The sequence below is a fragment of the Citrobacter sp. RHB35-C21 genome (assembly GCF_013816515.1).
GTDB lineage: Bacteria > Pseudomonadota > Gammaproteobacteria > Enterobacterales > Enterobacteriaceae > Citrobacter > Citrobacter braakii.
In genome coordinates this window covers 370,549-395,661 of record NZ_CP057147.1, presented here as the reverse complement: position 1 = coordinate 395,661, position 25,113 = coordinate 370,549, and the positions used below count along the sequence as shown (strand labels likewise).

Annotated in this window: 30 protein-coding genes; 13 read left to right on the top strand and 17 right to left on the bottom strand. The window is 52.3% G+C overall.

Going from position 1 to position 25,113, the window contains the following annotated elements; genetic code table 11:
* Positions 1-200: 200 nt before the first annotated feature.
* On the bottom strand, positions 201-584 hold the full coding sequence (locus HVZ39_RS01855; RefSeq protein WP_181633174.1) for a hypothetical protein: 384 nt from the start codon (positions 582-584) through the stop codon (positions 201-203).
* Complete coding sequence (locus tag HVZ39_RS01850) at positions 584-2,098, bottom strand: peptidoglycan-binding protein (RefSeq protein WP_181633173.1); 1,515 nt, start codon at positions 2,096-2,098, stop codon at positions 584-586. Before HVZ39_RS01850 ends, HVZ39_RS01855 begins: the two co-directional genes overlap by 1 nt.
* A gap of 166 nt (positions 2,099-2,264) precedes the next feature.
* Between HVZ39_RS01850 and gspC the strand changes: the two genes are divergently transcribed.
* Genes gspC through HVZ39_RS01790 form a run of 12 tightly spaced genes read left to right on the top strand, consistent with a single transcriptional unit; the run spans position 2,265 to position 13,032 of the window.
* Positions 2,265-3,062, top strand: a complete 798-nt coding sequence (gene gspC, locus HVZ39_RS01845; protein WP_181633172.1) for a type II secretion system protein GspC — start codon at positions 2,265-2,267, stop codon at positions 3,060-3,062.
* Between the two features lie 50 nt (positions 3,063-3,112).
* On the top strand, positions 3,113-5,065 hold the full coding sequence (gene gspD, locus HVZ39_RS01840; protein ID WP_225622916.1) for a type II secretion system secretin GspD: 1,953 nt from the start codon (positions 3,113-3,115) through the stop codon (positions 5,063-5,065).
* A gap of 6 nt (positions 5,066-5,071) precedes the next feature.
* A complete protein-coding gene (gene gspE / locus HVZ39_RS01835) occupies positions 5,072-6,562 on the top strand; it encodes a type II secretion system ATPase GspE (RefSeq protein WP_181633171.1) in 1,491 nt (496 codons plus the stop codon).
* On the top strand, positions 6,559-7,770 hold the full coding sequence (gene gspF, locus HVZ39_RS01830) for a type II secretion system inner membrane protein GspF (protein WP_181633170.1): 1,212 nt from the start codon (positions 6,559-6,561) through the stop codon (positions 7,768-7,770). Before gspE ends, gspF begins: the two co-directional genes overlap by 4 nt.
* A gap of 54 nt (positions 7,771-7,824) precedes the next feature.
* Positions 7,825-8,217, top strand: a complete 393-nt coding sequence (gene gspG, locus HVZ39_RS01825; RefSeq protein ID WP_249419339.1) for a type II secretion system major pseudopilin GspG — start codon at positions 7,825-7,827, stop codon at positions 8,215-8,217.
* A 5-nt stretch (positions 8,218-8,222) separates the two neighbouring features.
* The gene (gspH, locus tag HVZ39_RS01820) at positions 8,223-8,714 is read left to right on the top strand and encodes a type II secretion system minor pseudopilin GspH (RefSeq protein WP_181633168.1); all 492 of its coding nucleotides are present in this window, start codon (positions 8,223-8,225) and stop codon (positions 8,712-8,714) included.
* Positions 8,711-9,097, top strand: coding sequence for a type II secretion system minor pseudopilin GspI (gene gspI / locus HVZ39_RS01815; protein WP_142418365.1), 387 nt, complete (start codon positions 8,711-8,713; stop codon positions 9,095-9,097). Before gspH ends, gspI begins: the two co-directional genes overlap by 4 nt.
* Positions 9,081-9,653: a type II secretion system protein GspJ gene (locus HVZ39_RS01810; RefSeq protein ID WP_181633167.1), complete on the top strand. Its 573-nt coding sequence runs from the start codon at positions 9,081-9,083 to the stop codon at positions 9,651-9,653. Before gspI ends, HVZ39_RS01810 begins: the two co-directional genes overlap by 17 nt.
* Positions 9,650-10,636, top strand: coding sequence for a type II secretion system minor pseudopilin GspK (gspK, locus tag HVZ39_RS01805; RefSeq protein ID WP_181633166.1), 987 nt, complete (start codon positions 9,650-9,652; stop codon positions 10,634-10,636). The genes HVZ39_RS01810 and gspK overlap by 4 nt, the downstream gene beginning before the upstream one ends.
* A gap of 10 nt (positions 10,637-10,646) precedes the next feature.
* Positions 10,647-11,792 (top strand): type II secretion system protein GspL, encoded by a 1,146-nt coding sequence (gene gspL / locus HVZ39_RS01800; RefSeq protein WP_181633165.1) that lies wholly within the window; start codon positions 10,647-10,649, stop codon positions 11,790-11,792.
* Positions 11,789-12,256 (top strand): type II secretion system protein M, encoded by a 468-nt coding sequence (locus tag HVZ39_RS01795; RefSeq protein WP_181633164.1) that lies wholly within the window; start codon positions 11,789-11,791, stop codon positions 12,254-12,256. Before gspL ends, HVZ39_RS01795 begins: the two co-directional genes overlap by 4 nt.
* The gene (locus tag HVZ39_RS01790; protein ID WP_181633163.1) at positions 12,253-13,032 is read left to right on the top strand and encodes an A24 family peptidase; all 780 of its coding nucleotides are present in this window, start codon (positions 12,253-12,255) and stop codon (positions 13,030-13,032) included. The genes HVZ39_RS01795 and HVZ39_RS01790 overlap by 4 nt, the downstream gene beginning before the upstream one ends.
* 37 nt (positions 13,033-13,069) lie before the next feature.
* Here HVZ39_RS01790 and bfr read toward each other — a convergent pair whose 3' ends face one another.
* The 11 genes from bfr to fkpA all read right to left on the bottom strand — a co-directional run bounded on the left by bfr (position 13,070) and on the right by fkpA (position 21,274).
* On the bottom strand, positions 13,070-13,543 hold the full coding sequence (gene bfr, locus HVZ39_RS01785) for a bacterioferritin (protein WP_016154761.1): 474 nt from the start codon (positions 13,541-13,543) through the stop codon (positions 13,070-13,072).
* 71 nt (positions 13,544-13,614) lie between these two features.
* On the bottom strand, positions 13,615-13,809 hold the full coding sequence (bfd, locus tag HVZ39_RS01780) for a bacterioferritin-associated ferredoxin (RefSeq protein ID WP_003031111.1): 195 nt from the start codon (positions 13,807-13,809) through the stop codon (positions 13,615-13,617).
* 185 nt (positions 13,810-13,994) lie between these two features.
* The gene (gene tuf, locus HVZ39_RS01775) at positions 13,995-15,179 is read right to left on the bottom strand and encodes an elongation factor Tu (protein ID WP_003031109.1); all 1,185 of its coding nucleotides are present in this window, start codon (positions 15,177-15,179) and stop codon (positions 13,995-13,997) included.
* 69 nt (positions 15,180-15,248) lie between these two features.
* Positions 15,249-17,363 carry an elongation factor G gene (gene fusA / locus HVZ39_RS01770; protein ID WP_016154762.1) on the bottom strand — a complete coding sequence of 705 codons (2,115 nt, stop codon included), beginning with the start codon at positions 17,361-17,363 and terminating at the stop codon, positions 15,249-15,251.
* Positions 17,364-17,459: 96 nt separating this feature from the next.
* Positions 17,460-17,930: a 30S ribosomal protein S7 gene (gene rpsG, locus HVZ39_RS01765; RefSeq protein WP_016154763.1), complete on the bottom strand. Its 471-nt coding sequence runs from the start codon at positions 17,928-17,930 to the stop codon at positions 17,460-17,462.
* A gap of 95 nt (positions 17,931-18,025) precedes the next feature.
* On the bottom strand, positions 18,026-18,400 hold the full coding sequence (gene rpsL, locus HVZ39_RS01760) for a 30S ribosomal protein S12 (protein ID WP_003023654.1): 375 nt from the start codon (positions 18,398-18,400) through the stop codon (positions 18,026-18,028).
* Positions 18,401-18,525: 125 nt separating this feature from the next.
* Entirely contained in the window at positions 18,526-18,813 is a 288-nt protein-coding gene (tusB, locus tag HVZ39_RS01755) for a sulfurtransferase complex subunit TusB (RefSeq protein ID WP_016157620.1), read from the bottom strand.
* A gap of 7 nt (positions 18,814-18,820) precedes the next feature.
* On the bottom strand, positions 18,821-19,180 hold the full coding sequence (tusC, locus tag HVZ39_RS01750) for a sulfurtransferase complex subunit TusC (protein WP_181633162.1): 360 nt from the start codon (positions 19,178-19,180) through the stop codon (positions 18,821-18,823).
* The gene (gene tusD, locus HVZ39_RS01745) at positions 19,180-19,566 is read right to left on the bottom strand and encodes a sulfurtransferase complex subunit TusD (RefSeq protein WP_016154766.1); all 387 of its coding nucleotides are present in this window, start codon (positions 19,564-19,566) and stop codon (positions 19,180-19,182) included. Before tusD ends, tusC begins: the two co-directional genes overlap by 1 nt.
* Positions 19,566-20,288, bottom strand: coding sequence for a transcriptional regulator (locus HVZ39_RS01740; RefSeq protein WP_003023643.1), 723 nt, complete (start codon positions 20,286-20,288; stop codon positions 19,566-19,568). The genes tusD and HVZ39_RS01740 overlap by 1 nt, the downstream gene beginning before the upstream one ends.
* Positions 20,289-20,455: 167 nt before the next feature.
* Positions 20,456-21,274 (bottom strand): FKBP-type peptidyl-prolyl cis-trans isomerase, encoded by an 819-nt coding sequence (gene fkpA / locus HVZ39_RS01735; RefSeq protein ID WP_016154767.1) that lies wholly within the window; start codon positions 21,272-21,274, stop codon positions 20,456-20,458.
* Positions 21,275-21,506: 232 nt separating this feature from the next.
* On the opposite strand from fkpA, the gene HVZ39_RS01730 reads away from it, so the two are divergent.
* A complete protein-coding gene (locus HVZ39_RS01730) occupies positions 21,507-21,725 on the top strand; it encodes a protein SlyX (RefSeq protein ID WP_003023639.1) in 219 nt (72 codons plus the stop codon).
* 50 nt (positions 21,726-21,775) lie between these two features.
* Here the strand turns inward: HVZ39_RS01730 and slyD are convergent, their stop codons facing one another.
* The 4 genes from slyD to kefG form a co-directional block, all read right to left on the bottom strand.
* On the bottom strand, positions 21,776-22,381 hold the full coding sequence (slyD, locus tag HVZ39_RS01725; protein ID WP_003023634.1) for a peptidylprolyl isomerase: 606 nt from the start codon (positions 22,379-22,381) through the stop codon (positions 21,776-21,778).
* 94 nt (positions 22,382-22,475) lie between these two features.
* Positions 22,476-22,676, bottom strand: coding sequence for a YheV family putative zinc ribbon protein (locus HVZ39_RS01720; RefSeq protein ID WP_016154768.1), 201 nt, complete (start codon positions 22,674-22,676; stop codon positions 22,476-22,478).
* Positions 22,677-22,684: 8 nt separating this feature from the next.
* Positions 22,685-24,490 (bottom strand): glutathione-regulated potassium-efflux system protein KefB, encoded by a 1,806-nt coding sequence (gene kefB, locus HVZ39_RS01715; RefSeq protein ID WP_047358154.1) that lies wholly within the window; start codon positions 24,488-24,490, stop codon positions 22,685-22,687.
* Complete coding sequence (kefG, locus tag HVZ39_RS01710; protein ID WP_003023629.1) at positions 24,490-25,041, bottom strand: glutathione-regulated potassium-efflux system ancillary protein KefG; 552 nt, start codon at positions 25,039-25,041, stop codon at positions 24,490-24,492. Before kefG ends, kefB begins: the two co-directional genes overlap by 1 nt.
* Between the last annotated feature and the right edge of the window lie 72 nt (positions 25,042-25,113).

Below are 25,113 nucleotides of genomic sequence, written 5' to 3'. Positions count from 1 at the left end.
AGAGCTCCAATTATTTTATAGACGAAATAGTTACTCCTCAAACCCATTACGATTGATGGGAGAGTGTAACCGTTCTTACGTAGCCCCCTGATTGGGAGCGTTGTTGACGGTAAACCGCCACAGTTCATATCGAACTACCCGTCAGATTTGACAGGCTGGCGTATTATACGTATAGCCAGTACGGATGCAAGTGATTATGGCTATTTGCCATCGATTTCTCTCAGCGCTTGTTGCACACGTGAGCGCAATACTTCGCCATCCGGCGCTTCCTGCCCGAATGCTTCATCATAGGGTATCTCTTCCAACATACTGTCACCCTCTTCGTTTTGGGTGGGTAAATCGATGCGTATCGGCAGAGGCTTCCGCTTAAAAATGTAATGCACATCCGAGAGTCGATACGCCTGAGAATCGGGCACTCCCTGCATGGCGGTTGTCGGATGGCGCACCAACCAGACATAATGTCCGTAGTAGCCGCACATTAGCATCAGGCTGACCCACAACAGCCAGCAACAGGAACGCAGCGCCTGCCGCCAGCGGCAACTCAACACTGTTTTCGCATCAATGGGTTGATAGATGTGCATCATCACATACGCTCCTTAGATGACACATGTGTGAGCACAGGTGCCGCCTCATTGATTAATACCGGCGCGTCTCCAAGACTCTGACGTAGCCTTATCAGCGTCTCTTTTCCCGGCTTACCATCCACAGGCAAATTCTCCCGCTGCTGGAATGCTTTGACCTTTTCGATTAACCATGGCGTCCATGAGCCTGATTTATCGCCGGGAACGCCCAGCGCGCGGCTCAGCATCGTATCAAACCAGATGATGGTTTCCGCCGGACTCTTTTCACCGATCTGCATTTTCCTGTCAGGCGTTAAATTGAGCATCAGGGTATAATTTCCCTGCCAGTGCTTCGCCAGCCACTCCTGACTGACGATCCAGGTTTTATTATCAATGATAAGATCCAGCTCGTTTCCTGATACACGCATCACAACACCGTAGACCGGTTGTTTATCGATATTCAAATGCGCGATCCACGGCAACCCGCGCCTGATGAGGTTATCTAAACGTTCCTTGCCGCTTTCGCACACCAACTCAGCGCGATCGGCCTGGTCACACCATGCCTCGTCATGCGCTGTGTCGAATCCCCAGACGCTGAATAATTGCTGCATGGCATCGCGTAATCCTCCCCGTGCGTCGCCAATATCCGGCAGGTTTTCCTTTTTTTGCGTCATCGCCACCGTTAACCCGGCGGGCAGAGGAAGTTGAAGGGGAAAAACATCGACCGCCAGCCAGCCGAACGTCAAAGCCAGCGCAGCGTAAAGTCCGGGCAGTATTCCCTTGCGCAATACGCAAGAGCGGAGAGTAAATGTTTCCAGCAACAATCTTTCCTGTTGAGCGGTTAACACATCCGCTTGCCTGTCCGTTGCTATTTTTCTCGCCGCCCGGGCGATGCGCCTCAGCAACGCCAGGTTTCCCTGCACTGCCCGAACCGCTTTGCGCACAAATTCATGACGCATCCGCACAGGCTCGCCATCCGCCTCACACAGTTGCTGTTGATGCATAAAATCAAGATATTCATCGTCCGTCGGCGCAGCGATGATCGCCGATAGCGTAACACGCCGTTTAAGTCGTCGGTTACGCCTGAGCGCTTCGCCCCCCACCAGTAGCAAGCTGGCGCCAGCGTCAAATGAAGCCGCCAGATGACGGAAATTATCGACAAATGCCGGAAGATGTCTGGTGAGTGCGTCAGCATTATCAATGACAATTATTATTGGTTGCGTTGCCGGACTAAGGGCAGGCATCAGCGTTGACCAGAAACGGCTAATTCTCACATCTCGCCAGTCTGGCTGGAGTTTTCCGTGCGTACACGCCGTGTGTGTCAATTGACAGAAACCAGAGAAACCAGTGGCGGTAAACACCACTACCCTGCCGGGAAAATTCTTACCTAACTGATAAATAAGCGTCGATTTACCACCCCCTGGTTTGCCGCATAATACGCCCACATCGCCAGCGCCCAACTCATGAATAAAGATATTCTTGATAAGGGTATGTTGCGAAAAAGAGTAAATTGCATACGGTAATTCGCGTTCAGTCATCGATAAGTTCCAGTAATTGATGCGGGCATTTAACTCATTATATGTCAGGTAAATATTATCAATTTTTTATATTTAAATTAATCGACATGTTCCGACGATTAAATTGAAAACCTGAAAGTAAGCCTATATCATGCTTCTCCCGAAAAGAACAGGCGTGCTATTAACAATGGATGTTATCGCGAAGCAATTTACCTTTATATTTAAGAGAAAGCGTAACGATGTGCTGTACTGCGTTATGTTTTTTGTCGGTGTCATTGTTATTATTCATTCGTTATATGCCTATAGATTATTTATTGATTTTATCAATACGAAAAACAAAACCAGTCAATCAATAACGTCCGTTGCCCTCAGGCTGCCAATGAATTTACCGAAAAACAGTAGGGAAAATGCGACTGATAATAAAGAAAATGTTTCAATTAAAAATTCGATGCTCAATCTCCAGCTAAATGGCATTATTGCGAGCACGCTAAAAACACGTTCACAGGCTATTATCACCATTAATGAGAAAGCAAAATTTTACAGTACCGGAGATAAGCTTGACGATCTCCCTGACGTAAAAATTACGGATATTGATAATAATAGCGTGACGATTGATAACAATGGCTCCCGGCAACGCATCGATTTTATTGATGAGCCTGATATATCCTCCAGGGCACCGGCACCATCGCTGCCACATGACAGCGCGCCACATTCCCTCAGCGACATCATTATTACTAACTTTATCTATCAGCAGGAAGCGCTACAGGGCATCAGATTAAACGCCCGTGGTCCGATTGAACGTTTTATAGCAACCGGACTCAGGCCTGGCGATATTGCGATCAAAATGAACAACCATCCGCTAACTCAGGAAACGTCAGCAAAAGCGGCACTACAGGAATTTGTAACCTTAAACTCTGCCCAGTTTACCGTGATACGAAACGGTCAGGAAGCGTTGGTGAATGTATCCGTTACTGAGAATGATTAACCTTAAGGACGACAAAATTGCGCAAAGGAATTAAAAAAACGGCTGCATGGATACTGGCGCTACAGTTTTGCTCCTTTCCATTTCAAACCATGTCAGCGCAATATTCGGCAAACTTCCAGGATGCGGATCTCCGGGAGTTTATTACCTCGGTCAGTAAGCAAATGGGCAAAACCATTCTGATCGATCCGTCCGTCCAGGGAAAAATCTCCGTTCGCAGCTTTGACAGTTTCAACGAGGAGGAATACTACCAGTTTTTTCTCAGCGTTCTCGATATCTACGGCTACTCGGTTATCACCCTGGATAACGGCCTGCTGAAGGTTGTTCGCTCCGCAACGCTTAAGACCGCGCCGGGAAAAGTATTGGCACAGTCGCAACCGGCGGTTGGCGATGAATTTATCACCCGCGTCGTGGCGCTGAAAAATGTCCCGGTACGCGATCTGGCTCCGCTATTACGCCAGATGATGGACAGCGGCGGCATCGGCAACGTCGTACACTATGATCCTTCTAATGCGCTGTTGATCACCGGTAAAGCCAATATAGTCAATCGCATCCTTGAGGTTGTGAAACGGGTCGATGTTATCGGTACTCAGGAACGTGAGCTTATCAAACTGCGCTACGCCTCGGCAGTTGATTTATCTGACGTAATTAACAGCCTGATTCGCGAAGAGTCAAAGGAAAACCCAACGCAGATCCTGCTGCCTAAAATTGTCGCCGACAAGCGCACCAACGCCCTTCTTATCAGCGGGCCGGACAATGTGCGCCAGCGGATGAAATCTTTAATCGCTAAACTGGATATCGAACAGACCACGCAGGGCAATACTCGCGTGTTCTATTTGAAATACGCCAAAGCCACTAAAATCGTTGAAGTGCTGACCGGCGTGTCAACCAAACTGACGGAAGACAAGCAGTCGTCTTCGCAGAGCGTGGCTACCCCTTCCCGGGATGTCTCGATTAACGCCGATGAACAAACCAACTCGGTGGTCATTACCGCAGACCAGAGCACCATGCAGGAGCTGGAAAAAGTCATCGCTCGTCTGGATATTCGCCGCGCACAGGTACTGGTTGAAGCCATCATTGTGGAAGTCCAGGATGGAAACGGCCTGAATCTTGGCGTGCAGTGGGCCAACAGCAACGTCGGCGGTCAGCAGTTTACCAAAACGGGGCTGCCGATTTTCGACGCCTCAAGAGGCGCGCGCCAGTTTGATAAAAATGGTTCGATGACCAGCGACAACCCTATCGCCAGCGCGTTAAGCAGTTTTAACGGCCTGGCGACGGGCTTCTTTGAGGGGGACTGGAGCGTCCTGCTCACCGCGATCTCCTCCGACAACAAAAACGATATCCTCGCCACCCCCAGCATTGTGACGCTGGATAACAAAGAAGCATCGTTTAATGTCGGCCAGGATGTGCCGGTGCTTTCCGGCTCGCAAACGACCTCCGGCGACAACGTCTTTAATACGGTCGAACGTAAAACCGTCGGCACCAAACTGAAGGTCACACCGCAAATCAACGAAGGCGACGCGGTGCTGATGGAGATCGAGCAGGAGGTGTCGAGCGTCGATACCGCCTCCGGTAACGCCAGCGATCTCGGTCCGACGTTCAACACCCGTACTATCCAGAATGCCGTGCTGGTCAAAAGTGGCGAAACCGTGGTGCTGGGTGGCCTGCTGGATGATTCAAGCAAAGAGCAGGTTTCCAAAGTACCGCTGCTGGGCGATATCCCTGTTCTCGGACAGCTATTCCGCTACACCTCAACGGAAAATGCGAAGCGTAATTTAATGGTCTTTATCAGGCCGACCATTATTCGCGACGACGAGGTTTATCGTTCGCTCTCAAAGGATAAGTACACCCGATTTCGTGATTTACAGCAGCAGCGTATTGATAAGCAATCCAGTGGATTGGTCGGCGTGAAGGACGAAGAACGCCCGATGCTTAAAGAGCTGAATTTCGATGTGCCGACCGACGCGCCCAACGACCAGCCATCGCGCAATCCCTTCCGGGAATGATCCAACATGACTGACTTATGGACGCGCATTCCTCCCCAGCATCCTCTGCCGCTTAATTACGCGCAGGGGCAAAAATTTGGTATCGCGGTCGCGGCGGATGAATTGTTCTACCGCACCGACACGCCGCTGGAAAACGTGCTCGAGGCCAGCGTTGCCTGTCAGCGCTTCAGCCGCCTGACGCCAGCGCAATTTGACGACCACCTGGAGCAACTTTTCCAGCACGGCGCCGGAGAGTCCCGGCAGATTGCCCAGGATATCGATCAGGAGATCGACCTGACGGCGCTGAGCGAGGAGTTACCCGACAACGCCGATCTGCTCAGTGATGAAAACGACGCACCGGTTATCCGCCTGATCAACGCGGTTCTTCATGAAGCCGTGAGGGAAGGCGCGTCGGATGTGCATATCGAAACCTTCGAAAAATCGCTGGTGGTGCGTTTTCGTATCGATGGTGTCCTCAAGCCAGTCCTTCAGCCCGCTAAAAAACTGGCGCCGCTGCTGATTTCGCGTATCAAAGTAATGGCGCGACTGGATATTGCCGAAAAACGACTGCCGCAGGATGGGCGTATTTCCCTGCGCCTCGGACGCAAAAATATTGACGTCCGCGTTTCGACGTTGCCCTCGCAGTACGGCGAAAGAGCTGTTCTGCGTCTGCTGGATAAAAACAGTCTGCGCCTGACGCTGGAGAATATGGGGATGTCGCCGGTGGATAGCCTGCGGCTGAAGGGTTTAGTACAGCAGCCGCACGGCATCATTCTCGTCACCGGCCCGACGGGGTCGGGAAAAAGCACCACGCTGTATGCGATTCTCGCCGAGCTGAATTCCCCCCAGCGTAATATCCTGACCGTCGAAGATCCCATCGAGTACGAGCTGGAAGGCGTCGGACAAACCCAGGTAAACAGCCGGGTGGATATGTCTTTCGCCAGGGGACTGCGTGCCATCCTGCGCCAGGATCCGGACATCGTCATGGTCGGCGAAATTCGTGACGCCGAAACCGCGCAGATAGCGGTTCAGGCATCGCTCACCGGACATCTGGTGCTTTCCACACTGCACACTAACAGCGCCTGCGGTGCGATCACCCGATTACGGGACATGGGCGTTGAACCTTTCCTGCTCTCATCATCGCTAAGCGGCGTTATCGCCCAACGCCTGGTGCGTCGCCTCTGTCCGGCCTGCCGCGCACATGCTCCCATTCCTGACTCTCAGAAATCCCTCCTGCACGCGCTCGATCCCACCGCTCAGACAATCTGGCAGGCTTGCGGATGCGGCGAATGTCGGGGAACAGGCTATCAGGGGCGACTGGCGATTCATGAAATTATGCTGGTGGATAAAACTATGCGCAGCATCATCCATCGCGACGCCGATGAACACGCCCTGGAACAGTGCCTGCGCCAGCAAAGCCGGAGCCTGCGGGAGAACGGCCTGCTGCGCGTGCTGGCGGGCGAGACCACGCTTGAGGAAGTCATGCGGGTCACCTCTGCGCAAGAGGATACGCGATGAAATATCAGTGGCAGGCAATGGATGAAAGCGGCACGACTCACCGTGGAACGCTGGATGCCGCCAGCAGCAAAGAGGCGCGCGAGGCGCTGCGCGCCCAGGGTCTGCACCCGCTGGTGTTAAATGAGAAAAAGGTCATTTCGCTGTTACGGACGGTAAAAAAAACGCCTCGTTTACGGCTTAGCGGCAGTGAACTGGCGCTGTTCACCCGCCAGCTCGCCACGCTGGCCAACGCTTCACTACCGCTTGAAGAGGCGCTGTTCGTTATTGGCCGGCAGAACAAAAATAATAAACTGGGTCTGGTGCTACACGACCTGCGCGAACGGATCCTCGCCGGACATACGCTTTCCGAATCGCTGGCCGCCTGGCCGCGGATCTTCGATACCGTTTACCGCACGCTGGTAAAAGCCGGTGAAAAAAGCGGACAGCTCGGCTGTGTGCTGGAAAAGCTGGCTGACTACAATGAGTTACGCCAGGCAACACGCAGTAAACTCATCCAGTCACTGATTTATCCTTCCCTGCTGACCAGCGTGGCGATCGCCGTCGTCGCTATCCTGCTCACCACCGTAGTGCCCAAAATCGTGGAGCAGTTTCTGCATATGAAAGAAGCGCTGCCGATATCCACGCGCGTGTTGCTGGCAATCAGTGGTGCCATGCGCCACTACGGATTGTGGGTAATCGCATTGCTGCTGATTGCCTGTTTCCTGTTTCGCCACTGGCTCACCCGCCCCGGCAAACGGCATCTGCTTGACCGCTGGCTTCTTGATTTCAAACTCAGTCGCGCCCTGCTGCGCGCTATCCACTGCGCCCGTTATTTGCGCACCCTGAGCATTCTTAATATCAGCGGCGTTCCGCTGCTGGAAGGGATGACGCTGGCAACCGAAGGCATCGGTAACCGAGAAATTAGTCAGCGGCTGGGTCAGGCTGCGGAGCGCGTGCGCCAGGGTTCAGGCTTTCATCTCGCCCTGGAAAAATGCGATCTCTTCCCGCCGATGATGCTCTACATGATTGCCTCCGGGGAAAAAAGCGGCCAGCTCAGCGAGCTGATGGCGCGCGCCGCCGACCAGCAGGAAACACTGCTACAAAACCGCATTGCGCTGACGCTGGCGCTGTTTGAACCCGCGCTAATTATTACGATGGCGATGATTGTGCTGTTCATCATCGTCTCGGTTCTGCAACCCATTTTGCAACTCAACTCATTGGTAAGTTAAGGATAAAACGTGAATAGTGATGCACATAAGCAGCGAGGATTTACGCTGCTGGAGATGATGGTGGTGCTGGTTATTTTGGGCATCCTCGCAAGCCTGGTCGTCCCCAGCTTAATGGGCAATAAAGACAAAGCCGATCACCAGAAAGCCATCAGCGACATCGTGGCGCTGGAGAATGCGCTGGATATGTACAAACTGGATAACTATCGCTATCCGCTGACGGCACAGGGGTTAAAGGCGCTGGTCGAAAAACCGACCGCCAGCCCAATCCCAGAAAATTACAACGCGAAGGGCTATATCAAGCGTCTGCCACAGGATCCCTGGGGTAATGAGTATCTGCTGGTTAGCCCTGGTGAACACGGCGATTACGATATTCTCTCCGCAGGTCAGGACGGTGAACCCGGCACCGCTGACGACATTACTAACTGGGAACTGGGTAAAGCGAAATAATCGGAATGAGGCAGAAGGGATTCACGCTACTGGAAGTCATTCTGGTGCTGACGATTATCGCGCTTGGCGCCTCGCTGGTGATGATGACCTACGGGCGACAAAATGATACCGCGAAAGCTATTACTGCAGCCGAACAGCTGGCGGCACTGACTGAATATGCCGCTGACTGGTCAACCATGGAGGACCGCAGTACCGGCATCGAGATCCGCGAACAAGGCTGGCGCATCGTCACACCGATTGGCGATCGCTGGCAGACGCCAACCCAGTTCTATCGCCTGGCGACCGCAGGCAAGTGGGAAAATGACTGGCAGGTGGCACTGTTCCCGGCGTCGCTCGCCAGGCAATCCGTCGGTACGCCGCAAATTCTGATTCACCCGGACGGTGAAATTACGCCGTTTACGCTACACATCCGCAGCCGTAAAAATAACAGGCTGCTGTTCACGCTCGCCAGTACCGGCGGGCTGCCGCTGGTGCTCACCCGAGGCGAAAGCCGATGAGCCAAAGGCAATCAGGAATGACGCTTCTGGAAGTGCTACTGGCGATATTCATTTTCGCCACCTGCTCTCTCGCGCTACTCAACAGCCTGCACGGTCAGGTTAGCGCCACCGCAAAAATGGAAGAACAGGTGCTTGCCGGTTGGGTAGCGGATAATGTGCTCAAAACCTATCAACTGGCCGGGCAGAGCCCCGCTAAAACCGCCACAGGCAGCAGCATAATGGGTAAACGCCGCTGGGACTGGTCGTTGACAGTCTCACCCGCCGATGCTTCCGGCCTCAGCACCTGGACAGCAGACGTCGCTCTTGAGGACAAACAGCAGATCCGCCTGCAGCGCTTTATTCCCTCGCCGCAAGGAGGACCGCAAAATGTCTCCCGGCCCTGAGAAACAGCGCGGCTTTACCCTGCTGGAAGTTTTACTGGCTATTGCCCTGTTCGCCACGCTCAGCCTGCTGACGGCGCAGATGCTGACGACGACAATTGACAGTAACGAGCAGACCAAAAAGCATCAGCAGCGTTTTTCCGCCATCGTGCGTACCGTCAATTTGCTGGATAAAGATATCCGACAGCGGGTGCCGGTAACCGAATTGCAGGGCGAAAAAGAGACTCTGATGCTGACGACAGCCAGCAGTAACCGTTATCCTGGCGCCTGCTGCGCGCCCGATATCCAGCGAGTTCAGTGGTATCTGCAGGATCATACTTTATACCGCACGCTCTGGCGCTACCCGGAAGATAGAACCCCGGCCATCACTCAGCCGATGCTCAATGGTGTGAACACCTTCACGTTGCGTTATTACAACGGTAAAGAGAAAGCGTGGACGGACACGGCGAAAATTCCATCTCCTGGCGCGATGGAAGTCACTCTCAAACTTGCTGATTCCGGCACGATAACTCGTCTGACGCTGTTACCAGAGAACCGCCAGCCAGGAGAACAGCAATGACCCGGCAAAAGGGCGTGGCGCTGCTGGTAGTGCTGATGATCCTGGCAATTATGGCGGCGCTGGCCAGCGAAATGACCGTGCGCTACCAGATCAACCTCAAACGCACCAGCTACACCCGGATGCGGCTACAGCAAAACTGGCTGGCAGAGCTGGCTGAAAGCCAGGCCATGCGTATTCTTGAACAGGACCTGCGGGATAATGAGAAATACCTCACTCACGAGCAGCTCTGGGCGCAGCCGCAGCGTATTCAGCTCGCCAGCGGCGATGTTGTCAGTTGGCAGCTATCTGACGAGCAGGCCTGTTACAACATTAATGCGCTGATTAACGCCCCGACCGACCGAATGAAAGAGCCGCCCGCCAGCGTGAGCGTCTTTCTGGCACTGCTGGACAACATTGGCGTCACCAATGCCCAGGCAGAGGCGCTGGTTGATGCTATCGCCGACTACATCGATAACGACGATATTCCACGCGCCTCCGGTGCCGAAAATGAGTATTACCAGACAAGTAACGACCCCCACACCATTGGCGGACGACGTATCTGGTCAATCAGTGAGCTCAAACAAATCAAAGGGATGACGCTTTCTCTTTACCAGCAAATCTCCCCGCTACTCTGCGCGCTGCCTGATGATGAGCTAAAAATCAACATCAACACCCTGACGCGCCGGGATGCACCGTTGATTGCGGCGATGCTCAGTAATGCTGTCCCGCCACGCGAGATTGAGCGCTTTTTTGATACCCCACGCAAAGGACGCAAAATCAGCATTGAGACGTTGTTAAAGACATTCGATAAGGATAATCCGACTCATAAGCTGTCGCAGACCACATTCAAAAGCATTGCGGTGGCGACCAGTCGTTACTTCCGCCTTGAAACGACTATCGAACAGGGCGATAGCGCCGGGAGCACCATCAGCCAGCTGGAATACGATCCCAAAAAAAAGGCTCTGTTTATTACAGCCCGCAAAAGCGTGGCGCGCGACCATTAAAGGGAACTAAATGACGCCAGACACATTACTGCTACGTCCGCTGCCGGGAAAACTGGAATGGTGCTGCCCCAACGAGGCACAACTTCCGGTTATTGTTGAACAGGCGGATTACCTCCAGCCAAACGCGCTGGCCGACCTGCCTGATGCCGGTAACGCCTGCCTGTTCCTGTCGCCTGATTATTTCTGTTTTCGCCGCGTCGAATTACCGACGGAAAACTACAAAATCAGTGAACAAACGCTGGGCTGGCTGGTGGAGGACGCCGTTGTCGGTGATACAGACAGCCTGCACTGGACGGTTCTCGCCAGAGAAGAAAACACGCTCCATCTCGCCGGGATCGCCAGGACCACGCTGAACGATCTATTGACGACTTTCCGCACAGCTGGCGTGACGTTGACGCATATCGTTCCGGATGGTTTCTGGCTGCCGTATGTCACGGATAGCTGGAGTCTGCTACAACAAGATGAGCGATGGTTAATCCGTTACGACGCGTGGAAAACAGGCGTGCTGAGTGAGGCACTGCTCACGCATTTACTCGCCAGCCATACAGAGCAGAAAATCATCAGCGCCAGCCCGCTTCCTGTGCCTCACGCTCATGTCGAATACCTGGACTGGCAGCCGCCGCTGGAATGCGCCTGCAATGGCGATAATATTCAGGACATTAACGTATTACACGGCAGCTTCCGCCCTTTACCCTCGACACAACCGACCCCGCGTCTGCTGAAATATGCCGCCATAGCAACATTTGCCCTGGCGATAGCGCTCTTCTCAGGGCTGAAAGGGGTGATGCTCTGGCAGCTTCATCAACAGAAACAGGCGCTCTCAGCGGAAGGTGTCACCCTGTGGAACCGCTATTTCCCAGGTGATAACCGCAACAGCAATTTTAAATATTTCTTCGAATCGTCCGCGAGGGATCGCTATCCGGATGTGCTGACGTTACTGACTCAGCTTCAGACCCGATTAAGCACATTGCCGGGGCTTACCATCCGCGAGGTCAACTACCGGTTCGAACAACGCCTTTTTACCCTGACGCTCAACGTTCGCGATCCGGAACATCTTCGCCGCTTTATGGTGCAGACAAACGACGAATTTATCCTGACTCAACCGCCAGAAGGGACGACAGGTAGCGTCCGGCTGACCCTGAAGGAGCGCAAATGAATATGAATAGCTGGTGGAGCGAAAAAAACGGCAGAGAGCAACGCAGTCTGATATTCCTCGCCGTTTTCTGTCTGCTGGTGGGATTCTGGTACGGCGTGGTTCAGCCCCTGGATAACGCTATTGCACAGCAGAGGCAGGAAAATGATCGTCTCAGGAGTGAGATCCTGTGGGTAAATGAGGCGATTCAGCGTAGCGGATTAGTTGCCAGCAGACCTGGCACAAAGACCGATCCGGCGCTGATACAACATAGCGCGCAGCAGGCAGGTTTGAATATCAGCGTTGTGACATCCACTCCCGATCATTTTGCGATCTCGCTTCCCGTTGTTAAAACCGAACCATTATTTGCGTGGCTTAATACCCTACAAAATGAGGGAATACAGGTTTCGCAACTCACGTTTAGCGCCCACCCGGTCGCCGGGGAGATTGCGGTGGAAGCCCTTGAACTCTATCCGGTGGGGAAATGACGGAACTCATTAACATTGCAGCAATGGCGCTTGTCGGGCTGATAGTCGGTAGCTTTATGAATGTAGTGGTTTATCGACTGCCGATCATGATTGAGCATCGGCACAGCGAAACATGGAATATCGCCTGGCCTCCGTCGCACTGTCCGCACTGCCAGCACAGGCTATCGGTGCGTAACACTATTCCACTATTCAGTTGGCTGTGGCAGCGGGGGCGTTGCCAGGTCTGCGCTCAGCCCATTTCATGGCGTTACCCACTGACTGAACTGGCGTGTTCTTGTGTTTTTGCGCTTAGCGCCGCGTTTGTCCCTTCAATGTCAGATGCGATTGCCATCATGACGCTGTTCTGGTTTATTTTCGCGCTGGCGCAAATTGATCTCCGGACGTACCTGCTGCCGGATGTGCTGACGCAGCCGCTGCTCTGGCTCGGTCTGATGTATCACAGTGTTTACGACAGAGAGATGTTATCCGACGCGCTGTACGGCGCTGTCGCTGGCTATCTGACGCTATGGCTGGTCTGGTGGGGATGCAAAATACTCGCGGGCAAAGAGGGCATCGGCCTGGGTGACGCTAAGCTACTGGCGGCGATGGGTGCCTGGTGTGGATGGCCAGCGCTACCGCCCATTTTACTCGCTGCATCGTTGCTGGGCATTGTCTGGTGGCTGATCCTACGCCTTACCCGAAGGACGTCGATACCGCTTATTGCGTTCGGTCCATGGCTTGGACTGGCAGGCTGGTTGATTTTCAGCGCGCAAAGCTCAGGTGTTATCGGGTACTGAAAGGAGCGGCAGGCCTGCCGCTCTGCAAAGTTTGCGTCTACGCTTCGCGAATCTGTGCCTGAAGATAGTTCTGAAGTCCCATCTTCTGGAGCAGATCCAGCTCCGTTTCCAGCCAGTCAATGTGACCTTCTTCATCAGCAAGGATTTCGATCATCATATCCCGGCTAACGTAGTCATGGACGCTGTCGGCATAGGCAATGGCTTCACGTAAATCTTTTGCCCCATCGAGTTCGAGTCGAAGATCGGATTGCAGCATCTCTTCAACATCTTCGCCTATACCCAACTTACCAAGATCCTGTAAGTTTGGGAGCCCTTCTAAGAATAAAATACGCTCGATATATTTATCAGCGTGTTTCATCTCATCGATAGATTCATGGTACTCAACATCATTGAGGCGAGTCAGTCCCCAGTTTTTGAACATACGAGCATGGAGAAAATACTGGTTGATTGCGACAAGCTCATTTCCCAATAGTTTATTGAGATAATTTATGATTTTAACATCACCTTTCATTTTATAGTCCCTCCGCTTCCACTCTTAGAGCGTAGATGGGGCTACAGGGATGTCAAAAAAAAGAGTGTGACTTAGGCGATCTCTTTAAATTCTGGCATTTGCGTTAATTCATCCTGCATGACTTCGCGGGCAGCACGAATGCACTTACCGCATTGATTTCCAACAGGAATAAATTTACGCAATTGCTGAAAGGACTGAGGATGAAACTGGCGAACAGCCTGACGTATTTTTTTATCACTTATCGCATTACACAAACAAACGTACATGATCGCTCCCGTTCAATTTCTGCGCAAAGTGTAAATGAGAATAGTTATGATTACAATAGCACAACGCTATTTACGCAGCGGGAGAATGAATGAAAAATGCGAATAAATATGACAACCGCTAAATAGCGGACAGCAAAAAGGGCGCCGAAGCGCCCTTTTTAAGCTCAAAGCTAATTAATCAATAATTAGCTCATTACTTTAGCAACAACGCCCGCACCAACAGTACGGCCGCCTTCACGGATTGCGAAACGCAGACCGTCGTCCATCGCGATTGGGTGGATCAGGGTAACAACCATTTTGATGTTGTCGCCCGGCATTACCATCTCAACGCCTTCCGGCAGTTCGATGGTACCAGTCACGTCAGTAGTACGGAAGTAGAACTGCGGACGGTAGCCTTTGAAGAACGGAGTATGACGGCCGCCTTCGTCTTTGGACAGAATGTACACTTCAGATTCGAACTTGGTGTGCGGCTTGATAGAGCCCGGCTTAGCCAGTACCTGACCACGTTCGATTTCTTCACGTTTGATACCACGCAGCAGAACACCAACGTTCTCACCAGCACGGCCTTCGTCCAGCAGTTTGCGGAACATTTCAACGCCAGTACAGGTAGACTTAGCAGTCTCTTTGATACCAACGATTTCAACTTCTTCACCAACTTTGATGATACCGCGCTCTACACGACCGGTAACAACGGTACCACGACCGGAGATGGAGAATACGTCTTCGATAGGCAGCAGGAACGGCTTGTCAATCGCACGCTCTGGTTCTGGGATGTAAGAATCCAGGAAGCCAGCCAGTTCGATGATTTTCGCTTCCCACTCTGCTTCGCCTTCCAGCGCTTTCAGAGCAGAACCACGAACGATCGGAGTGTCGTCGCCCGGGAAATCGTACTGAGACAGAAGTTCACGAACTTCCATTTCTACCAGTTCCAGCAGCTCTTCGTCATCAACCATGTCGCATTTGTTCAGGAACACGATGATGTACGGAACGCCTACCTGACGACCCAGCAGGATGTGCTCACGAGTCTGCGGCATCGGGCCGTCAGTCGCAGCAACAACCAGGATCGCGCCGTCCATCTGCGCAGCACCGGTGATCATGTTTTTAACATAGTCGGCGTGGCCCGGGCAGTCTACGTGTGCGTAGTGGCGAGTCGGGGTGTCATATTCAACGTGAGAAGTGTTGATGGTGATACCACGAGCTTTTTCTTCCGGCGCGTTATCGATCTGGTCGAATGCACGAGCAGCACCGCCGTAGGTTTTAGCCAGTACGGTAGTGATTGCAGCGGTCAGGGTAGTTTTACCGTGGTCAACGTGGCCGATGGTGCCGACGTTAACGTGCGGTTTTGTACGTTCAAATTTTTCTTTAGACACGGCTATATTCCTTACTATAGTGCTCTCCCCTGGGGAGAGAGCACGGGACTTAGGTTTTAATCCTGTGGCTTATTTACCACGGGCTTCAATAACGGCCTGAGCAACGTTGTTCGGCGCATCGTCGTACTTCAGGAACTCCATGGAGTAAGAAGCACGGCCTTTGGTCAGAGAACGCAGCTGGGTTGCATATCCGAACATTTCAGACAGCGGAACTTCAGCATGGATAACAACGCCAGTGACGTTGGATTCCTGACCACGAAGCATACCACGACGGCGGCTCAAGTCACCGATTACGTCACCGGTGTTCTCTTCCGGAGTCTCTACTTCAACCTTCATGATAGGCTCAAGCAGAACTGGTTTCGCTTTCTTAAAGCCATCTTTGAAGGCGATAGAAGCGGCCAGTTTAAACGCCAGCTCAGAGGAGTCAACGTCATGGTAAGAACCGAAGTGCAGACGCACGCCCAGATCAACAACCGGGTAACCAGCCAGCGGGCCAGATTTCAGCTGTTCCTGGATGCCTTTATCAACGGCCGGGATGTATTCGCCAGGAATTACACCACCTTTGATGTCGTTGATGAACTCGTAGCCTTTCGGGTTTGAACCCGGCTCCAGCGGGTACATGTCGATAACAACATGACCGTACTGACCGCGACCACCAGACTGCTTAGCGTGTTTACCTTCGATATCGGTAACTTTCGCGCGAATCGCTTCACGGTAAGCAACCTGAGGTTTACCGACGTTCGCTTCAACGTTGAATTCACGCTTCATACGGTCAACGATGATGTCGAGGTGCAGCTCACCCATACCGGCGATAATGGTCTGGTTAGATTCTTCGTCAGTCCAAACGCGGAATGACGGGTCTTCTTTAGCCAGACGGCCCAGAGCCAGACCCATTTTTTCCTGGTCAGCTTTGGTTTTCGGTTCTACCGCGATGGAGATTACCGGCTCAGGGAATTCCATACGCTCCAGAATGATCGGGTGATCCGGGTCACACAGAGTGTCACCAGTGGTCACGTCTTTCAGACCGATAGCAGCAGCGATATCGCCCGCGCGAACTTCTTTGATCTCTTCACGTTTGTTAGCGTGCATCTGTACGATACGGCCAAAACGCTCGCGTGCAGTTTTCACTGAGTTCAGGATGGTGTCACCGGAGTTAACCACACCAGAGTACACGCGGAAGAAGGTCAGGTTACCCACGAACGGGTCGGTAGCGATTTTGAATGCCAGAGCAGCAAACGGCTCTTCATCGCTAGCATGACGCTCAGCCGGAGTATCTTTACCGTCGTCCAGAATACCGTTGATCGCAGGTACGTCGACTGGGGATGGCAGGTAATCAATTACCGCATCCAGCATCGCCTGAACACCTTTGTTCTTGAACGCAGAACCACAGGTTACCAGGATGATTTCGTTGTTCAGAACGCGCTGACGCAGAGCTTTTTTGATCTCTTCTTCAGTCAGTTCTTCACCACCCAGGTATTTCTCCATCAGCTCTTCTGAAGCTTCCGCAGCGGACTCGATCAGGTTCTGGTGCCATTCTTCAGCCAGTTCCTGCATGTCAGCCGGGATATCTTCATAAGTGAAGGTTACGCCTGCATCTTCTTCGTTCCAGTTGATGGCTTTCATTTTCACCAGGTCAACAACACCGGTGAACGCTTCTTCAGCGCCAATCGCCAACTGCAGCGGAACAGGGTTCGCGCCCAGACGGGTTTTGATCTGACCAACAACTTTCAGGAAGTTCGCACCCATACGGTCCATTTTGTTAACGAACGCAATGCGTGGAACTTTATATTTGTTTGCCTGACGCCATACGGTTTCAGACTGAGGCTGAACACCACCAACTGCGCAGTAAACCATTACTGCACCATCAAGCACACGCATGGAACGTTCTACTTCGATAGTGAAGTCAACGTGCCCCGGGGTGTCGATGATGTTTACGCGATGCGGTTCATACTGCTTAGCCATACCAGACCAGAATGCAGTAGTCGCTGCGGAGGTGATAGTAATACCACGCTCCTGCTCCTGTTCCATCCAGTCCATGGTGGCTGCGCCGTCATGAACTTCACCGATTTTATGGTTTACACCGGTGTAGAACAGAATACGTTCGGTAGTAGTGGTTTTACCGGCGTCGATGTGCGCACTGATACCGATGTTACGGTAGCGCGCGATGGGTGTTGTACGAGCCATTTGATTCCTCGTTTATCTTTTAGGCGTTCAATTTAAGTAGCCCAAAGCGGGCTGCTTACTAGAAGCGCCCGCCTGGTGACTAAAACTCCGAAGGGATTACCAACGGTAGTGTGCGAACGCCTTGTTGGCTTCTGCCATACGGTGAACGTCTTCACGTTTCTTAACTGCAGTACCTTTGTTTTCTGCAGCATCAGAAAGTTCGTTCGCCAGGCGCAGAGCCATGGATTTATCACCGCGTTTACGAGCAGCTTCAACGATCCAACGCATTGCCAGGGCATTACGGCGAACCGGACGGACTTCAACTGGAACCTGATAAGTAGAACCACCAACGCGGCGAGACTTAACTTCGACAGTCGGACGCACGTTTTCAAGGGCTACTTCAAAAGCTTCCAGGCCATCTTTACCAGAACGCTGAGCCAGGGTCTCCAGCGCGCTGTATACGATGGTTTCTGCAGTAGATTTTTTACCATCTACCATCAGGATATTTACAAATTTAGCCAGCAGCTCTGATCCGAACTTAGGATCCGGCAGAATTTTACGCTGACCAATGACGCGACGACGTGGCATGGGAATACTCCGTTGTTAATTCAGGATTGTCCAAAACTCTACGAGTTTAGTTTGACATTAATATAAAACGTTTGGCCTTACTTAACGGAGAACCATTAAGCCTTAGGACGTTTCACGCCATACTTGGAGCGTGATTGCTTACGGTCTTTAACGCCGGAGCAGTCAAGCGCACCGCGAACGGTGTGGTAACGAACACCCGGGAGGTCTTTTACACGACCGCCACGGATCAGGATCACGGAGTGCTCCTGCAGGTTGTGACCTTCACCACCGATGTAGGAAGTCACTTCAAAACCGTTAGTCAAACGCACACGGCATACTTTACGCAGTGCGGAGTTTGGTTTTTTAGGAGTGGTAGTATATACACGAGTACATACGCCACGCTTCTGCGGGCATGCTTCCAGTGCAGGCACGTTGCTCTTTGCAACTTTGCGTGCGCGTGGTTTGCGTACCAGCTGGTTAACTGTTGCCATTAAATAGCTCCTGGTTGTAGCTTTCGCTTCGTAAACACGTAATAAAACGACCTCATACAATATGAGGACGCAGAATTTTAGGTCGGTGTCGAAAAGGTGTCAAGAAATATACAACGATCCCACAATTACCAGGACATCTGGCTGGGATGCTTCACCGTAAGTCTGACGAAGTCAGTATAGCTAACCCTGACGACACTGTCTGAAATTTGACCACCCAAGCCGCGAGCTTTAATGTCTTCTTCCAGTACATAGACCTTAATGGAGGCATTTTGCAGACTTTCAAGGAAACGGCTTCCTTCTATTGCCGCGGTCACGCCATCCTGAAGCAATAAAAGTTCATCGTCTTTATCAATCAGGCGAAGAAGAGAGGAGAAATCGGTAAGCCACGCGGAACGATGTAATGTGTGCAGCATGAGTATCTCAAAACCTTAAAATGACGTCATAGTTGCCTAGCTCACGGCGTAAATCTTCCGGTTCTAACGCTGTCGCATCGACCACAAAATTACCCCCCTGCTGGAGGCCCCGCTCGCGTAATGAGGCGGCACAAAGCCAACATTGATCGATATCGTACACCCCTAACAGCTTGAAGGTTGCGATATAGTCGCGAGCCAGCACGACATCCGGCTGTTGTCCCTGGAGGATTTGAAAAACGCCATCGCCGATAAAAAATACGCCGAGGTCTTCCGTTAACGCCGATGTCGCCAGTAAGGCATCTAACCCTTCGCGGCCAGACGAACTGCCATGCGGCACGGTAGAAAAGACAAAAGCAACACGTTTCATTAAAACTGCACCACGCGATCGCAGGTCAGGGATGCCTCAGCCAGCGAACCCAGCCCGCTGAGGTTAAAACCTGATTGTAAATTAGCCCCTGCCAGTCCCAGTCGCTTCGCTTCTGTTTCATCAACGACGCCGCGACGCAGCGCCGCAGCTACGCAGATATTCAGCGTCACGCCATGCTGCTGGTTCAGTTGTTGCCAGGCCCGCACCAGATCATATTCATCACTGGCAGGTGAAGTCAGGAAGTTGGCGTTATACACACCTTCACGATAGAAAAAGACGCTGCATAGCTCATGCCCTTCTTTGAGTAACGCGTGAGCAAATTGCAACGCGCTGCTCGCCTGCTGCGTGCCATAAGCTGGCCCCGTCACCATAATGGCAAAACGCATTACTTGTCTTGCCCCTGGAAATCGCCGCTTTTGAACTGACGAATATAGAGGTAAACCGTGTGCTTGGAGATGTTCAGCCGATCGGCGACCTGGTTAATGGCATCTTTAATATCGAAAATACCTTTCTCATACAGATTCAGGACAATCTGGCGATTCTTGGCATTGTTGGAAACATTACGATCGGCATTCACTTCTTCAATCGTGAATTCCAACGTTTGGGTAACCAGGTCTTCCACCGAAGAAGCGAAGTTAACGGCAGAACCCACTTCCGGGGTTTCCGGTGGGATAAAGGTATTCATTATCTGCGAGAATGGAACATCAAGGTTCATGTTGATGCACAGCAGACCAATCACGCGATGCTCACGGTTGCGAATGGCAATCGTCACCGACTTCATCAAGACACCGCTTTTCGCACGTGTGAAGTAACACTTCGACACGCTGCTATCCGCACCCGTCATATCATGCAGCATACGCAACGCAAGGTCAGTAATCGGCGAGCCAATTTTGCGGCCCGTGTGTTCACCGTTAGCAATGCGGATGGCCGAGCATTTCAAATCCTGCAAAGAGTGCAATACGATTTCACAATGGGAACCAATGAGCATCGCCAACCCGTCCACAACCGCTTCGTAGGATTTGAGGATATCGAAATCGGTTTGATCGAAAGGACGTTGATCCAGTAAATCTAGCTCACTGGTTTCGTTGGTTAAAAGCGACCTGGACATGAAAAAAAGCACTCCTTTTCAGGAGCCTGTCGTTATGTTGTCAGGGCAGGCTCATCACTATTATAGGGGCATCTAAAGTAATACAGCGCACAAGGCGCTTTCCAGTATTAATTATATCCTGTCGATAATAAAAAACCGCCGCCCTGTGGGCGGCGGTATCTGGTTACTTACTTTTTGCTGCTGTCCGCAGCTTTAGCTGCCGGTGCAGCATCTGGCTGCGCATCGGCTTTCGGTGCCGGTTTGATGTCTAACAGTTCAACATCAAAGACCAGCGTAGAGTTAGCCGGAATGCCCGGTACGCCGGTTTTGCCGTAAGCCAGATCCGGCGGGATAACCAGCTGGATTTTGCCGCCTTTCTTGATGTTTTTCAGGCCTTCGGTCCAGCCTGGGATAACACCGTCAAGACGGAAAGAGAGCGGCTCACCGCGGGTATAAGAGTTATCAAACTCTTTACCATCAATCAGTGTACCTTTGTAGTTGACTACCACGGTATCGCTATCTTTCGGTGCAGCGCCGGTACCTTCTTTCTCTACTTTATAGACCAGGCCAGTAGAAGAGGTTTTAACGCCCTTCTCTTTAGCAAATTTCTCGCGGTAAACTTTACCTTTGGCTTCATTGTCAGCCGCGTCTTTTTCCATTTTCGCCTGAGCGGAGCTCTTCACGCGTGCTTCAAACGCCTGCAGAGTTTGTTCGATTTCCTGGTCAGACAGTTTGCTCTTGTCTGCAAACGCATCCTGAACGCCAGCGATCAGCTGATCTTTATCCAGTTTGATGCCCAGTTTTTCCTGCTCTTTCAGAGAGTTTTCCATATAACGACCCAGGGACGCGCCCAGCGCGTAAGCGGCTTTTTGGTCGTCATTCTTGAATGCTGCTTTGCTGTCAGCAGTAGCGGCTGGTTTCGCAGCGTCAGCAGCGAAGGTGATCGGGGCATGCAGAGCAACAGCCATTGTGGTCGCCAGCAGCGTTACTTTAAACAGTGATTTCATCCATATCTCCAGGGCCGGGGCATCTCACCCCAAGGTTAGCTAACATAAAAATGTACTATAAAGCGTTGCAGAACAAATCAACATACGGGCACGCCCTATTATCACCACTTTTCAGACTCTTTTTGTTTAAATTAGTTTCGTGACCGAAGATTGAGTGCTGTGCAAACAGGCAAAGTTAAGTAGAATTCGCCGCAGTCCGCGATCTGCCGGAGAAAAAAGAAAGAGGTGAATCATGCAGGATACAACAATGGAAACTCGCCTGGCTGAACTGGAAAGTCGCCTGGCATTTCAGGAGATAACCATTGAAGAGCTCAACGTGACGGTGACCGCGCATGAACTGGAAATGGCAAAACTCCGCGACCATCTGCGTTTATTGACGGAGAAGCTCAAGGCCACGCAGCCGTCCCACATCGCGTCGCAGTCTGAAGAGACCCCGCCGCCACATTATTGAGATATAAAAAAAGCGGGAAATTCCCGCTTTTTTTTTATGCCGAATAACGATTAGTGGCAACCGCAACCGCCGCCGTTACCTTTACCGCCACCGCCGCAGCAGCCTTCGCCACCGTGCTCGTGACCATGGTCGTGACCGTGACCACCGCAGCAACCGTCATGACCGTGGTCATGATCGTGGTCGTGACCGTGCGCACCGTGAACGTGGCCGTGAGCCAGCTCTTCTTCGGTCGCTTCGCGGATAGCGACAACTTCTACGTTGAATTTCAGATTCTGGCCAGCCAGCATGTGGTTACCGTCAACCACAACGTGGTCGTCTTCCACTTCGGTAATTTCTACCGGTACTGGACCCTGGTCAGTTTCAGCCAGGAAACGCATGCCAACCTGCAGTTCGTCAACGCCCATGAAGACGTCTTTAGGAACGCGCTGCACCAGGTTTTCGTCGTACTGACCGTATGCGTCGTTTGCGCCAACAGCAACATCGAATTTGTCGCCAACTTCATGACCGTCCAGCGCTGTTTCCAGGCCAGAAATCAGGGAACCGTGACCATGCAGGTAGTCCAGCGGTGCACTCACCGGAGACTCATCAACCAACACACCGTCTTCTGTACGTACCTGATAGGCCAGGCTGACCACCAGGTCCTTTGCTACTTTCATGATATCTCCTGAGCATGGAAAGAATAGTGGCGCAGATTGTAGCGGAATTCTGCACCCGTGTACCCTCTAGCTTAAAAAAAGCTGCGCCATATCGCTAGTCCGGATGAAAAATCCCGATCACTTGCTCTTCTTTGCGAACGTGCTCGCGCGCCTCTTTATCGGCTTCCCGCATCTGATGACCGCACTTAACACACTCAACAATATCGATATTATTTTCGCGCCACATCGCCAGCGTATCCTGCGCCTGGCAGGACGGACATTTTGCGCCTGCGATAAAACGTTTACGAATTGCCATGGTTACCTCTACTCAAATTCATCCCAGCCATCCAGCTGACGTCGCTCTTGCTGCATCTCTCGTTGGAAAATCTCCTCAAGCTCGCGCCGGGCTTCCCTGGCTCGGGAGATTTGTACCGTATCCGTGTGCATGGGGATCAGTTCCCGCAACATGCGCATATCCAGCCGCCGAAAATGCAGCTGAGCGCGCTGAGCCTGGTGCGGATGCATCCCTAGCGTAACCAGCGTTTTTCGCCCCAACTCCAGCGCACTGGAAAATGTTTCGCGGGAAAATTGCGTCACACCAGCCTGTAATAACTCATGCGCCTCTACACGTCCGCGCGCACGCGCAAGAATATGCAAATGCGGAAAATACTGTTGGCACAGCGCCACCAGCTTCATAGTGTCTTCAGGTTCATTACAGGTAATAACAATAGACTGTGCGGCTTCTGCACCCGCAGAACGCAACAGATCCACCTGCGTGGCATCACCGTAATAGACCTTATAGCCATATTTGCGCATTAAATTCACTGCGCTGATATCTCTTTCCAGGACGGTAATACGCATTTTATTGGCCATCAACAGACGACCAATAACCTGACCAAAGCGCCCGAAACCCACCACAATCACCTGCGGTTTATCATCTTCCACCCAGGGTTTTTCATCTTCTTCATCCGTGCCGTTAAACTGGCGGGAGAGCCATTTATCAATCAACTTCATCACCAGCGGCGTGGTCATCATCGACAGCGTGACGGTCACCAACAACAGCGCCATTTGGTCACCCTGAAACAGCCGTTGGGAAGAGGCCGTTGAAAACAGCACGAAAGCGAATTCACCGCCCTGACTTAAAACCCCGGCAAACTGCATCCGTTCTGAGCTTCTCATGCCGTTAAGACGCGCCAGTACATACAGCACCAGCATTTTTACGACCACCAGCACCATCACGCTCGCCGCCACCCACAAAATATGGGTATAGAGCACGCCAAGGTTAAGCGACATACCTACGGAGATAAAAAACAGGCCAAGCAACAGGCCTTTAAACGGATCGATTGCCGTTTCCAGCTCATGTCGGTATTCGCTTTCCGCCAGCAGCACACCTGCGATAAAGGTCCCCAGCGCCATCGACAAACCCAGCGCATCCATAAATAAAGCAGAACCCAGCACTAACAGCAGCGTGGCAGCGGTGAACACTTCCCGCACGCCAGAATCCGCAATAAAGCGGAAAACCGGACGCAGCAAATAGCGCCCGCCAATCAGCATGCCGGCAAAGGCCAGCACCTTCATCCCCACTTTGATCCAGTCAAAATGTTCGTCAGCAGACCCCGCCAGCAGCGGAACCAGCGCCAACGCGGGGATCACCGCCAGATCCTGAAACAGCAGCACCGAAAAGCCCAGTTGTCCGGATTCACTGCGATTCATGCCTTTTTCGCGCATCAACTGTAGCGCCATAGCAGTCGATGACATCGCCAGACCAATGCCGCCAACCACTGCCGCCTGCCAGGAGAACGCTGTAAGCATCAGTAGCCCTGCCAGCACGACCGCACTTAGCATCACCTGCGCGGCGCCGACGCCAAAAATTGAACGCCGCAATTGCCACAGTTTGGCCGGATTAAGTTCCAGCCCAATGATGAACATCAGAAAAACTACGCCCAGTTCGGAAAAGTGTAAGATTTCATCCACATCGCTGATGAACCCTAATCCCCATGGGCCGATAGCAATCCCCGCCAGCAAGTAACCCAGCACCGGACCGATACCCAGTTTTGAGGCCAGAGGAACGGCAGCCACCGCCGCGAAGAGGAACAACACACCGGCAGTCAATAAATCAGAACCTTCCATCAGCGGCCTCCCACAGGGATCGGATTCGCCAGCCAGTCACCATAAGCTTTCGCATGGCTGTCCAGCTCCTGCTTCGTTTGCCGTCTGGCCCAGTAGACAATGATAGGGCTCATCCAGTGCATGCGGCACATACCGGCCGTTAGCTCAAAAGGGCGCAGTACATCGCTCATTGGATAACGGTTTAGCGCGTCATAGCGGTAGGCGCTTTCCGGCTCGCCGGTAGTGATAACGCTCCGCCAGTACTTTCCCGCCAGTTGATTCCCCCCGGGGCCGCTGGCAAATCCTCGGCTCAGTACGCGGTCAAGCCACTCCTTTAACAACGCCGGGCAGCTATAGGTGTAGAGCGGATGCTGAAAAACAATCACATCATGCTCGCGCAGCAGCGCCTGCTCATGCGGAATGTCGATAAAAAAGTCAGGATAGTGCGCGTACAGGTCGTGCACGGTAACATTGCTGAGCTGCATGGCCGGTTTAAGCAGTACCCGGTTCGCGACCGAGTCCTGAGATTCCGGATGGGCATACAGCAGCAAGACTTTCGCTGGCTGGAACATCATCCCCCTCCCGGTTTTGTCTTTTGTCTATTTTCGACGTTTTGGGCTACCATTGCGCCTCGGTGCGGCAAA